13 protein-coding genes are annotated in these 12,457 nt (G+C 54.1%); 7 read left to right on the forward strand and 6 right to left on the reverse strand.

Annotated elements, in window-relative coordinates:
- The first annotated feature begins 9 nt into the window (after positions 1–9).
- From rsxG to gstA, 5 genes are all read left to right on the forward strand, one after another.
- On the forward strand, positions 10–630 hold the full coding sequence (rsxG, locus tag ABLU88_RS06505; RefSeq protein WP_196546650.1) for an electron transport complex subunit RsxG: 621 nt from the start codon (positions 10–12) through the stop codon (positions 628–630).
- 3 nt (positions 631–633) lie between these two features.
- Positions 634–1,341, forward strand: coding sequence for an electron transport complex subunit E (locus tag ABLU88_RS06510; RefSeq protein WP_004851436.1), 708 nt, complete (start codon positions 634–636; stop codon positions 1,339–1,341).
- The gene (gene nth / locus ABLU88_RS06515; protein WP_004851438.1) at positions 1,334–1,969 is read left to right on the forward strand and encodes an endonuclease III; all 636 of its coding nucleotides are present in this window, start codon (positions 1,334–1,336) and stop codon (positions 1,967–1,969) included. Before ABLU88_RS06510 ends, nth begins: the two co-directional genes overlap by 8 nt.
- 597 nt (positions 1,970–2,566) lie before the next feature.
- Positions 2,567–4,072 carry a dipeptide/tripeptide permease DtpA gene (dtpA, locus tag ABLU88_RS06520; RefSeq protein WP_032748929.1) on the forward strand — a complete coding sequence of 502 codons (1,506 nt, stop codon included), beginning with the start codon at positions 2,567–2,569 and terminating at the stop codon, positions 4,070–4,072.
- 108 nt (positions 4,073–4,180) lie between these two features.
- Complete coding sequence (gene gstA, locus ABLU88_RS06525) at positions 4,181–4,786, forward strand: glutathione transferase GstA (protein ID WP_004851441.1); 606 nt, start codon at positions 4,181–4,183, stop codon at positions 4,784–4,786.
- 47 nt (positions 4,787–4,833) lie between these two features.
- On the opposite strand, the gene pdxY is transcribed toward gstA, so the two are convergent.
- The 5 genes from pdxY to anmK form a co-directional block, all read right to left on the reverse strand.
- On the reverse strand, positions 4,834–5,694 hold the full coding sequence (gene pdxY / locus ABLU88_RS06530) for a pyridoxal kinase PdxY (protein WP_009654806.1): 861 nt from the start codon (positions 5,692–5,694) through the stop codon (positions 4,834–4,836).
- Between the two features lie 61 nt (positions 5,695–5,755).
- On the reverse strand, positions 5,756–7,030 hold the full coding sequence (tyrS, locus tag ABLU88_RS06535) for a tyrosine--tRNA ligase (protein WP_348836235.1): 1,275 nt from the start codon (positions 7,028–7,030) through the stop codon (positions 5,756–5,758).
- A 253-nt stretch (positions 7,031–7,283) separates the two neighbouring features.
- Positions 7,284–7,940 (reverse strand): pyridoxamine 5'-phosphate oxidase, encoded by a 657-nt coding sequence (pdxH, locus tag ABLU88_RS06540; protein WP_004851446.1) that lies wholly within the window; start codon positions 7,938–7,940, stop codon positions 7,284–7,286.
- 57 nt (positions 7,941–7,997) lie between these two features.
- On the reverse strand, positions 7,998–8,321 hold the full coding sequence (gene mliC / locus ABLU88_RS06545; protein ID WP_014229593.1) for a C-type lysozyme inhibitor: 324 nt from the start codon (positions 8,319–8,321) through the stop codon (positions 7,998–8,000).
- A gap of 92 nt (positions 8,322–8,413) precedes the next feature.
- A complete protein-coding gene (gene anmK, locus ABLU88_RS06550; RefSeq protein ID WP_032748924.1) occupies positions 8,414–9,538 on the reverse strand; it encodes an anhydro-N-acetylmuramic acid kinase in 1,125 nt (374 codons plus the stop codon).
- Positions 9,539–9,809: 271 nt separating this feature from the next.
- Here anmK and slyB point away from each other — a divergent pair, with 271 nt between their 5' ends.
- Entirely contained in the window at positions 9,810–10,277 is a 468-nt protein-coding gene (slyB, locus tag ABLU88_RS06555; protein WP_004851450.1) for an outer membrane lipoprotein SlyB, read from the forward strand.
- Positions 10,278–10,503: 226 nt separating this feature from the next.
- Entirely contained in the window at positions 10,504–11,856 is a 1,353-nt protein-coding gene (locus tag ABLU88_RS06560) for a GGDEF domain-containing protein (protein WP_064357277.1), read from the forward strand.
- A gap of 41 nt (positions 11,857–11,897) precedes the next feature.
- Here the strand turns inward: ABLU88_RS06560 and slyA are convergent, their stop codons facing one another.
- The gene (slyA, locus tag ABLU88_RS06565) at positions 11,898–12,338 is read right to left on the reverse strand and encodes a transcriptional regulator SlyA (RefSeq protein ID WP_016810099.1); all 441 of its coding nucleotides are present in this window, start codon (positions 12,336–12,338) and stop codon (positions 11,898–11,900) included.
- Between the last annotated feature and the right edge of the window lie 119 nt (positions 12,339–12,457).

The raw sequence follows: 12,457 nt of genomic DNA on the forward strand, positions 1-12,457 counted from the left end.
GACCCGAACATGTTACAAAGCATGCGTAAACACGGCATCACGCTGGCCCTCTTTGCGGCGGGGTCTACCGGGCTGACGGCCGCGATTAACGAGCTGACCAAAAGCACCATTGAAGACCAGGCTGCCCAGCAGCAAAAAGCCTTATTTGACCAGGTTATGCCGGCTAATCTTTATAACAACGACTTGCTGAAAAGCTGTTATCAAGTTACCGCCCCGGCGCTGGGAAAAGGCCAGCACAAGGTTTGGATCGCTCAGGATGGCGAAAAACCGGTGGCTGCGGTGATGGAAGCCACCGCACCGGACGGCTATTCCGGGGCCATTCAGTTGCTGGTGGCCGCCGATTTGAAAGGTACCGTGCTGGGTACCCGCGTCACCGAACATCATGAGACGCCGGGGCTGGGCGATAAAATCGAACTCAGAATTTCCGACTGGATCACCCTCTTTGCCGGTAAAGTGATTCATGGGCAAAACGACAGCCACTGGGCCGTGAAAAAAGACGGCGGCGACTTCGACCAGTTTACCGGGGCCACCATTACCCCGCGCGCGGTGGTCAATGCCGTCAAGCGCGCCGGCCTGTACGCACAAACGCTGCCCGCGCAGATTTCCGCATTCACTCCCTGTGGAGACTAAATCATGAGCGAAGTAAAAGACGTTATTGTTCAGGGGTTGTGGAAAAACAACTCCGCGCTGGTTCAGCTGCTGGGGATGTGTCCCCTACTCGCCGTGACCTCGACCGCCACCAACGCCCTTGGCCTTGGGCTGGCGACGACGCTGGTGCTCACCCTGACGAACCTGACTATTTCCAGCCTGCGCCGCTGGACGCCGGCGGAAATCCGTATTCCGATTTACGTCATGATCATCGCTTCGGTGGTGAGCGTCGTGCAGATGCTGATCAACGCCTACGCGTTCGGCCTCTATCAGTCTCTGGGGATCTTTATCCCGCTGATTGTCACCAACTGTATCGTGGTTGGGCGCGCTGAGGCCTTTGCCGCGAAAAAAGGCCCGGCGCTGTCGGCGCTGGATGGTTTTTCCATCGGTATGGGGGCCACCTGCGCGATGTTTGTGCTCGGCTCAATGCGGGAAATTCTCGGCAACGGTACCCTGTTTGACGGTGCCGATAGCCTGCTCGGCAGCTGGGCTAAAGTTCTGCGCATTGAAGTATTTCATACCGATACGCCGTTTCTGCTGGCGATGCTGCCGCCGGGGGCATTTATTGGCCTCGGCATGATGTTGGCGGTAAAATACCTTATCGATGAACGTAGCAAACAGCGCAAAGCTAAAGCGGTACAAGCCGATGTCGTTGCGCCGTCTGATGTGACGGGAAAAGCCTGGAATGAATAAGAGTAAACGCCTGGAGATCCTCACCAGGCTCAGGGATAACAACCCGCACCCCACTACGGAGCTGAATTTTCACTCGCCGTTTGAATTATTGATCGCCGTCCTGCTCTCGGCGCAGGCCACCGACGTCAGCGTCAACAAAGCGACGGCAAAACTCTACCCGGTCGCCAACACGCCGGCGGCCATGCTGGCGCTGGGCGTTGAGGGCGTGAAGTCGTATATCAAGACCATTGGCCTGTTTAACAGCAAAGCAGAAAACGTCATCAAGACCTGTCGTATCCTGCTTGAGCAGCACAATGGTGAAGTGCCGGAAGATCGGGCGGCCCTTGAGGCGCTTCCCGGCGTCGGCCGTAAAACCGCGAACGTGGTACTCAACACCGCCTTCGGCTGGCCGACAATCGCCGTCGATACGCATATCTTCCGCGTTTGCAATCGGACACAATTCGCGCCCGGTAAGAACGTTGAACAGGTCGAAGAAAAGCTGTTAAAGGTGGTTCCAGCGGAATTTAAAGTCGACTGCCATCACTGGTTAATCCTGCACGGTCGTTATACCTGTATTGCCCGCAAACCGCGCTGCGGCTCCTGCCTGATAGAAGACCTTTGCGAGTACAAAGAGAAGGTCGATCTCTGAACACGCATCGCGTCATTATCCATCAGGGTGATGACGCTGCTTTTCCCCCGCCTTCATCGACATTCACGCCATCATTTTCGCGCTGTTGCGGGTGATTATGCGGTTATATAATCATCGGCCAGCTTATTCATTTTTTTTAGAGGCAAAATTTCTATACATTTGTGATCGAGATCACCTGGTCAATTTATTGTTGATTTAATGTTAACGCTTTTGCGTGCAAACCTGCTGATTCAAATACCCTTAAGTTAAATACCAAAACAATAACCCATCAATTTTTAGGATTACGGGCTATATCACTGGATGCAAGCGCATACAGCCGAACATATCGCCATTATGCGAAAAACTTCGGATTCCAACAGATAAAAACTCTCCCTTTGGCTAAACCTTGAAATTTAACTCTGAATAACATTTGAGTAGGCGGTGTATTATGCCGCATGGAATATGTGTAACAGATTATTGCAAAGCTATTGCCTGAAGGGGCAGGATAGTGAACATTACCTGCCGTTTTCCCTCCAGAATAACTATAAAGGCGGCGGTCTGAGAAGATTGCGCCCCGAACACCCCCCGTTAATATGGGATGTAAAAAAAGAGGTATTTGTGTCGACTGCAAACAATAAACCAACAGAAAGCGTAAGTTTAAACGCTTTCAAACAACCACGTTCGTTCTATCTCATCTTCTCTATTGAGCTGTGGGAACGTTTTGGTTTCTACGGCCTGCAAGGGATCATGGCCGTTTACCTGGTTAAACAGCTGGGTATGTCAGAAGCGGACTCTATTACTCTGTTCTCCTCCTTTAGCGCCCTGGTCTACGGTCTGGTGGCGATTGGCGGCTGGCTGGGCGACAAGGTGCTTGGCACTAAGCGCGTCATCATGCTCGGCGCAATCGTTCTGGCTATCGGCTACGGCCTGGTGGCGTGGTCAGGGCACGATGCAGGCATCGTATATATAGGTATGGCGACGATTGCCGTCGGTAACGGCCTGTTTAAGGCTAACCCCTCTTCCCTGCTCTCAACCTGCTATGAAAAGAACGACCCGCGTCTGGACGGTGCATTTACCATGTACTACATGTCCATCAACATCGGTTCTTTCTTCTCTATGCTGGCCACGCCATGGCTGGCGGCGAAGTTCGGCTGGAGCGTCGCTTTCGCCCTGAGCTTTGTCGGCCTGGTGATCACCATCGTCAACTTCACTTTCTGCCAGCGCTGGGTTAAACAGTACGGCTCGAAGCCTGACTTCGCCCCGCTGCAGATAGGCAAGCTGCTGGCGACTATCGTTGGCGTGGTGGTTCTCATCGCGATTGCAACCTGGCTGCTGCACAACCAGGGTATTGCACGTATGGCGCTGGGCGTGGTTGCGCTGGGCATCATCGTTATTTTCGCTAAAGAAGCCTTCGCGATGCAGGGCGCGGCCCGTCGCAAAATGATCGTCGCTTTCATCCTGATGCTGCAGGCGATTATCTTCTTCGTTCTGTACAGCCAGATGCCAACCTCCCTCAACTTCTTTGCGATTCGCAACGTTGAACACTCTCTGCTGGGCATCGCTTTCGAGCCTGAGCAGTACCAGGCGCTGAACCCTTTCTGGATCATTATCGGTAGCCCGATTCTGGCCGCCATTTATAACAAGATGGGCGATACCCTGCCGATGCCGATGAAGTTTGCTATTGGTATGGTCCTGTGCTCCGGCGCCTTCCTTGTCCTGCCGCTGGGCGCTAAGTTCGCCAGCGATGCGGGCATCGTAAACGTCAGCTGGCTGGTGATCAGCTACGGCCTGCAGAGTATCGGTGAACTGATGATTTCCGGTCTGGGTCTGGCGATGGTGGCACAGCTGGTTCCGCAGCGCCTGATGGGCTTCATTATGGGTAGCTGGTTCCTGACTACCGCTGGCGCCAACCTGATCGGCGGCTACGTGGCGAACATGATGGCGGTGCCGGATAACGTGACTGACCCGCTGATGTCGCTGGAAGTTTACGGTCGCGTGTTCCTGCATATCGGTGTCGCCACCGGCATTATCGCCATCCTGATGCTCATGACGGCGCCGAAGCTGAACCGTATGACCCAGGACGACGATAAAACGGCAAAAGCCAGCGATACCGCTACGGCTTAAGCTCCCCGGGAAAACCCATAAATTTAAACCGCTAACGCGCTGTTAGCGGTTTTTTTTTACCCCTGGGCGGACTAACATACAGGAAACCGCAGCCACGAGGAGTTACCGATGAAACTGTTCTACAAATCCGGCGCTTGTTCTCTTGCTTCGCATATCGCGCTACGCGAAAGCGGGCTGGACTTCACCCTGCAGGGCGTTGACGTGATGAAAAAACGTCTCGAAAACGGGGATGATTATCTGCAGATCAACCCGAAGGGTCAGGTACCGGCGCTGCTGCTGGACGATGATGTGCTGCTGACGGAAGGCGTGGCCATTATGCAATATATCGCCGATCGCGTGCCGGACCGCCAGCTGCTGGCGCCGGTGGGAAGCATCGCCCGCTATCAGACGCTGGAGTGGCTAAACTACGTGGCGACGGAGCTGCATAAAGGTTTTACTCCGCTGTTTCGCCCGGATACGCCGGAGGATTACAAACCTGTCGCTCGCGCGCTGCTGGACAAAAAAATGCAGTACGTGAACGAATGCCTGGAAGATAAAGAGTGGATTAACGGGCACCGTTTCACTATCGCCGATGGCTACCTGTTTACCGTGCTGCGCTGGGCGTACGCCGTGAAGCTGGATATGGAAGGCTATAGCAATATTGCGGCCTGGATGAAGCGCGTTGCCGCGCGGCCTGCGGTAGCCGCCGCCCTCGAGGCTGAAGGGCTGAAGTGAAGCCGATGCTTGCCCGACGCAGGTCGGGCAAGTTGTTCTCACGCCTCTTAAAGCTGCGTGGCGCTGAAGTAGTGCTCCGGCTGCGCGATGCGATCCTGAGCCGCCACAACCTGTAGCTCATACTCCTGCATATTTTTTGTCGCCAGCATGATTTCATACACCGCGGCGGTCACGTGCTCCAGCGCATCGCGCAGTCCCGCGCCCTGCAGCAGCTTAACCAGCAGCAGCCCGCTGGTGACATCGCCGACGCCCACCGGCTGGCGCATGCCAAAATCCACCAGCGGACGGCTGATGTGCCAGGCTTCCTGCGCGGTGACCAGCAGCATTTCAAAACGATCCATACTCAGCCCGGCCCGCGAAAGATGCTTCACCAGCACCACTTCCGGCCCCTGTGCAATCAGCTCGCGCGCGGCCAGCACCGCTTCGTTAACGTTCGCCACCGGATGCCCGCAGAGGATCTCCAGCTCAACCAGGTTTGGCGCAATAATATCGCTCGCCGGCAGCGCATAGCGTACATGAAACTCCGCGACGCCGGGCGCTACGATACAGCCCTTTTCAGGGTGCCCCATGACCGGATCGCAGAAATATTTCGCGGCCGGATTGGCGCTTTTCACCTGACGCACGATGCCAAGAATATGTTCGCCCTGTTCCGCCGATCCCAGGTATCCGCTTAATACCGCGTCACAGCGCTGCAGCTGGTTAATATCGGCAATCCCCTGAACAATTTCCGTCAGATGCGCTGGCGGCATCACGCAGCCGGTCCACTTTCCGTATTGGGTATGGTTGGAGAATTGTACGGTATTAAGCGGCCAGACGTTGGCGCCAAGGCGGCGCATCGGAAATTCAGCGGCGCTGTTGCCCGCATGGCCAAACACAACGTGGGACTGGATGGCGAGGATATTCTTCATCTTGATTACCTGAGAGCAAAAAATAAGGGGCGCGGTTTCCCACGCCCCTGCCTTTACGCAATTACTTCCAGCAGACCAGACAGTAATTTTTCTTACCGCGACGCAGTAAGGTGTAGCGACCAAAGAGACGGTCGGCATCAACAAATACGTATTCCGGGTCGGACTGTTTTTCGCCGTTGATGGTCACCGCATTGGATGCGATGGTTTTACGCGCCTGACCGCGGGACGGCTGCAGTTCAGAATCCACCAGCGCCTGCATCAGATCGGCGCCTTTATCCATTTCGATCATCGGCACGCCATCCTGCGCCAGCTGTTCGAAATCGGCTTCGCTCAAATCGCTCAGGTTACCGTTGAACAGGCTCTCGGTAATGCGTTTTGCCGCCACCAGACCTTCTTCACCGTGCACCAGGCGGGTCACCTGTTCGGCCAGCACATACTGGGCGCGCGGTGCTTTACCGCTGTTTTTGTCTTCTTCTTCCAGGGCATTGATTTCAGCCATGTCCATAAAAGTGAAGAACTTCAGGAAGCGATAAACGTCGGCATCCGCGGTGTTGATCCAGAACTGGTAGAACTTGTACGGACTGGTTTTCTTCGGATCCAGCCACACTGCGCCGCCTTCGGTTTTACCGAATTTCGTGCCGTCCGCCTTGGTGATCAGCGGAACGGTCAGGCCAAAGACCTGGTTCTGGTGCAGACGACGGGTCAGGTCGATACCGGAGGTAATGTTGCCCCACTGGTCAGAACCGCCGATTTGCAGCGCCACGCCGTGCAGCTTGTTCAGGCAGGCAAAGTCGTAACCCTGCAGCAGGTTGTAGGAGAACTCGGTAAAAGAGATGCCCTGGTCGTCACGGTTCAGACGCTGCCTCACCGCTTCTTTGTTGATCATCTGGTTTACCGAGAAGTGCTTGCCGATATCACGCAGGAAAGTCAGCACGTTCATGCTGCCAAACCAGTCGTAGTTGTTGGCGGCAATGGCAGAATTTTCACCGCAATCAAAGTCGAGGAAAGGCGCGACCTGTTTGCGAATTTTATCTACCCACTCCTGCACGGTATCTTCAGTGTTCAGTTTACGCTCCGCGGCTTTAAAGCTCGGGTCGCCAATCAGACCGGTCGCGCCGCCCACCAGGGCAACCGGTTTATGGCCGGCCATCTGGAAGCGTTTCAGGCATAACAATGGAACAAGATGCCCCAAATGCAAGCTGTCAGCGGTGGGATCGAAGCCGCAATAGAGCGCGATCGGGCCTTGCGCCAGTCGCTCTGCTAACGCTTCTTCGTCCGTCACCTGGGCTATCAGCCCCCGCTCCTGCAATTGTTTAATCAAGTTACTGCTTGCCATCAAATTCTCCATCTATAAAACGACTGCACCTCTGCCGGTACACGACTTTTCGCCAGACGCGAAAAAAATATCTACGCAAAATTATTCAAGCTGCGTCGCCGCGGCAAGCATGTGAAAGCCCAGGGAACTTACTCAGGTAAGCGACAGAGCCAGGCAGGCGCAGCTAACAAAGATGCAGCTTGAAAAATGAAGCGTATAGAATAAAGCGCCGGGCCACGATGCACCAGCGCTTAACACAACATTTTTGCGTCCTTTATGGCGCCAGTCGGTCGATTTGCCAGCCGCCGTTTTGCCGCTGGTAGAGAAAACGATCGTGCAGACGATGCTCGCCGCCCTGCCAGAACTCCATCTGTTCGATACTGACGCGGAATCCGCCCCAGAAGCTCGGCAGCGGCACTTCGCCCTGCTGGAATTTTTGCTTAAGCTCGAGGAACTTACTCTCAAGGATGCCGCGCGCCGAGATACGGCTGGACTGCTGCGACACCCATGCGCCAATCTGACTATCGCGCGGACGGCTATGGAAATATTTCACCACTTCCAGCGTTGAAAGACGTTCCGCTTTACCGATAACCATCACCTGACGCTCCAGCATATGCCATGGGAAAAGCAGGCTGATGCGGGGATTTTTTTCAATCTGATGGGCTTTGCGGCTGCCGAGGTTGGTATAGAACACCAGGCCTTTCTCATCGTAGTGCTTGAGCAACACGATGCGCTGGTAAGGCTGCGAGTTTTCATCGACGGTCGCGACAACCATCGCCGTTGGGTCAGCGAGCTTTGCGTCACAGGCCTGACGCAGCCAGCGCTCAAAGAGTGCCAGAGGTTCGGCGGGAAGATCGTGGCGGCGCAGGCCACCACGGGTATACTCACGGCGCAGGTGCGCGATTTGCTGCAATTCGTCGTTATCAGACATGGCAATTGAGAAAATAATCAAAGGGTAGCGTTATTGTGCGCCCCCATGGCTGAAATCTCAACGTTTGGCGGTTTGCAGCTGACAGTTTTCCAGCACGATACGGTCCCGTTTATAGACGGTGGCGCTATCGCCCTTCGACCAGAAAACGTAAACGCCATCGGTATAGCGCGCGCCAGAGGCGGAGAGCCCCTGCTGTAAATTGAGCTGCTGATTATCGTAAATAAAGCTGACCTGCTGGCGAGTATGATTGAGATGGACGGTCAACGGTTTCTGGTCACACTGATACTCGAGGGTGTCCGTATTCATCCGCTCGACAAACTGGTTGTAATAGCTACAGCCCGCCAGCATAAAAGGTACAGCAAGAATAAGAATTTTTTTCATCAATTTGCCTTCGACTTTCCCGGTCCGGGAAGGCATAACGCCCTCCCTCAACGCTGTCCAGTTTACGAAGAAACCGGCGCGGGTGATTTCAGTTAACTCTGATTTTGCGGCGGATTGGCCGGAAAAATCGCACCAAGCACGGAAGCTTGCGACGCGCCGGTCACGGAAGGGAGATTGCCGGGTAGTCCGGCAAGCGTCCGCCACGCCAGCCATGCGAAAGCCAGCGCCTCCATATCATCACCGCTGATCCCCGCCTCATCGGTCGTCGATACCTCGGTTCCCGGCAGCAGCGCCGCCAGACGGGCCATCAGAAGCGGATTGCGCGCCCCGCCGCCGCATACCAACAGACGTTCACATCCCCCGCTGAGCAGCACCTGTTCACTGATGCTGACGGCGGTCAGCTCCGCAAGGGTCGCCTGAACGTCCTGGGCGCGAAGCCCCGGATAACGCGCCAGATGCTGCGACAGCCAGCCGTAGTTAAAGTATTCACGACCGGTGCTCTTTGGCGCCGGCAGCGCAAACCACGGATCGCTTAGCATATCCTGCAGCAACGGCAGCACAATTTTACCCTCGCTGGCCCACTGTGCGTCTTTATCGAAGGGTTTACCGCACTGACGCCAGACCCACGCATCCATCAGCATGTTGCCCGGGCCGGTGTCGTAGCCGCGCACCGGCAGACCTGGCGCCAGCAAAGAGAGGTTGGCGATCCCGCCAATGTTGAGAACCATTCGACGCTCAACCGGGTGCGCCAGCAGCGCGTGGTGGAACGCCGGGACCAGCGGCGCGCCCTGCCCGCCGAGCGCCATATCGCGACGGCGAAAGTCCCCGACCACCGTCACGCCGGTATGCGCGGCAATCTGGTTATTGTCGCCAATCTGCAGAGTATGCGGCGCATCGCCTGCTGGCTCATGCCAGACCGTTTGGCCGTGGCAGCCGATAGCGATGATGTCCGCCGCCTTAAGCTTTTCCTGAGCCATCAATGCCAGAACCGCATCGGCAAATAGCCGTCCCAGGCGCGTATCGAGCCGCCCCAGCTGCGAGAGAGTCAGCGGCTGCCCCTGGCAGATGGCCAGGATATCTTCTTTAATCGCGATGGGGATGGGATAGGTCAGGCTGGCCTGCTGGGCAACCAGATTTTCATTAATTGCTGCGAGAACAACATCAACACCATCAAGGCTGGTGCCGGACATAACGCCGATAAAGCGGCCTGATTTCATACGCTTTCCTTCATTCCATGACTCTCGTATATCCCCACACTCCATCATAAACGAGGGGGCAAAGCTACGCTGCTATAATACTTTTTAACAATACAAGCAGCGCTGCCGGTTCTTAGGGTAAAGAACTTGTGTTTAGTTTAGGTTGAGACGACTCTGATTATTATTTTTTGTATAGTCGTTGCATCTGCTATGCCAGCAGACGCTTAAATGCCATATAATTGGCTACAAGGAAGTTCAACAGAACGCTTCTTGGTGAACAGGAGATTCATAAATGATTTTACGTGTTTTGGCTGTCTCGATGATTGGTTTTACGCTTGCAGGCTGCGTCAGCAGCAGCGGCCTGTCCGGCGATGTTTACTCCGCATCTGAAGCCAAACAGGTCCAGAGCGTGACCTACGGCACCATTGTGCATACCCGCGCGGTGCAGATTCAGGGCGGAGATGACAGCAACGCCATCGGCGCTATCGGCGGCGCGGTGCTCGGCGGCTTCCTCGGTAACACCATTGGCGGCGGCACGGGTCGCTCCCTCGCAACGGCGGCAGGCGCTGTCGCCGGCGGCGTAGCCGGTCAGGGCGTACAGGGCGCGATGAACAAAACTCAGGGCGTTGAGCTGGAAATCCGCAAAGATGACGGTAACACCATCATGGTAGTGCAGAAGCAAGGCAGCACGCCGTTCTCCGTCGGCCAGCGCGTAGCCATTGCCGGCAGCGGCAGCCAGGTGACGGTCTCCCCGCGCTAAATCTTCTCTCTGCGGCCCGGACGGGCCGCTTATTGATATAAAATACGTATTATTTTCCCAGCGTAAATAAATAATTCATATATATTTATATTTTTCTTTTATACATGCACTAATTTGCGCCCGCGCAATATTCCGCCCGTCACCATCAAGTATTCTCCAGCCAGTATTATTTAAACATTGCGGCAATTCTGTCGTTTTACCTTCGCATTTTTCAGGGATGTTGACTATGCGCGTTAATATAAAAAGCTTACCCTACCGGATATTTATTTACGCTATCGCGTGCAGTCTTTCTATTGCTGTGGTTAATTTTATTACCACCTCATTAATTCATCGTATTTCTACAACATCATCCATGCTTTTCCCTGTGCTAACTATTTCACTGATGGGTTTTCATATTATGATTGCCTGCTTTATGGGCATGAAATATCTGTGTGATAAAAAACAGCTGTACCTGGCCCCGATAGCCTTCGCGTTTACCTGCTCGGCCCTGCTGATGCTGGGAACGATAGGCAGCTATCCCGACTGGCTGGTCTGCGCTCAGGGGCGCGAGATCAATCAAAATGACGCGCTGATTTTTTATTTTTTCCGCAACGTAATGATGGCTGTTTTATTTATAACCTCAATTATTTTATATCGCATCCGACATATTACCGGCCACTCAAGAAAAATTCACGGCGCGGTGCTCAGTAGTTGTTTTATTTTTATCACCGCAACGCTCATATTATCGTGGGTTCATTCAAGCAACTCGCCGTTGCTAAGCATTGAATTCATTGACAATCTAACCTACACCTTTACGCCACTATGGCATAATCGAATTGGCTGGCTATTAATTATCATATGGTCATTAACGCTGATTTTACTGATCGGCCTGACTCGGCTGCGTAATATATTCTGGTACAGCGGCGCTTTTTTTTGTACCGCCTATATCTTTACGCTGCTGGTGCTGCTCTCCACGGTTAGCGGTAACGCTCACTCCTGGAACCAGGCGCGGCTTTTTGAAACGCTGAGCACCCTGTTTCTGATTTTAATTCTGCTTGGTGACGTTTTTATACTCTATCGTGAATCAAACGAAAGATACGTCCGCTCTTACCAGAACTCGATTCGCGATCCCCTGACCCGGCTGTATAACCGCAGCTATTTCTATGACACCCTGACCCAGCGGTTGTCGAAGGCTTCCGCTTCACAGCCGCTGTCGGTCATCGTCTGCGACCTCGATCGCTTTAAGCGCATCAACGACACCTACGGTCACGTGCAGGGAGATAAGGTGATTCAGTTTGCTGCCAGCGTGTTGCAGAACAACGTGCGCCAGGACGACGCTGCCGCGCGTATCGGCGGGGAAGAGTTTGCCGTGCTGCTGGTGAATATCGGCGCCAACGAAGCGCTGGCAATCGCCGAACGTATCCGCCTGTCGGTCAGCGAGAAGCAGGAGGGATTACCGGAGAGAATGACCATCAGTATGGGCGTGTTCACCACGCAGGATGCGCACGTTTCGGCAGAAGAGTGCGTTAAGCGCGCGGATACCGCGATGTATGAAGCGAAAAACAGCGGGCGTAACCGCGTAGTGGTCTGGCGTGAATAAATAAAAAAGAGGCCTTGAGAGTCCTCAAGGCCTCGCTAAGGTCAATCTTTTGCCTGGAGATCGAGAATATTGTGTTCAAGTTTACGAATCAAATTAAGCAGCGTTTCCACCTCTTCCTTAGATACGCCGGCCAGAATCTCATCACGCGTTTTGCCGATAACCTCTTCCATTTCGTTGATCAGAGGCTCGGCTTTTTCGGTAAGCTTGATACGTTTTGCCCGCCGATCGTTAGCACAGGTCTGGCGAGAAATAAGCCCTTTCTCCTCCAGCTGGTCGAGCGTGCGAACCAGCGACGGCTGCTCAATACCAATGGCTTTCGCCAGCTGAATCTGCGACTGTTCAGGCGGCAGCTGGTGAATGTTATGCAGCGTGACCCAGTGCGTCTGCGTTAACTCCAGAGGTTTCAGGCGATGGTCGATTAGCGCGCGCCAGACGCGCACCAAACGTGCCAGATCAGAACCAAGTGGCGATTCCAATTTCATCTCCTTATAATTAGCTTGCTAAGTTATTATACTGATTTTAGAATAGTGTGCAGCATTTAAATTACCAAAACAAATGAATTACCCGATTCACTAAAATCAGAACAATGATTTACAATGTG

This window comes from Klebsiella sp. GW_Kp182 (genome assembly GCF_040062275.1).
In the GTDB taxonomy this organism is placed as follows: Bacteria; Pseudomonadota; Gammaproteobacteria; order Enterobacterales; family Enterobacteriaceae; genus Klebsiella; species Klebsiella michiganensis.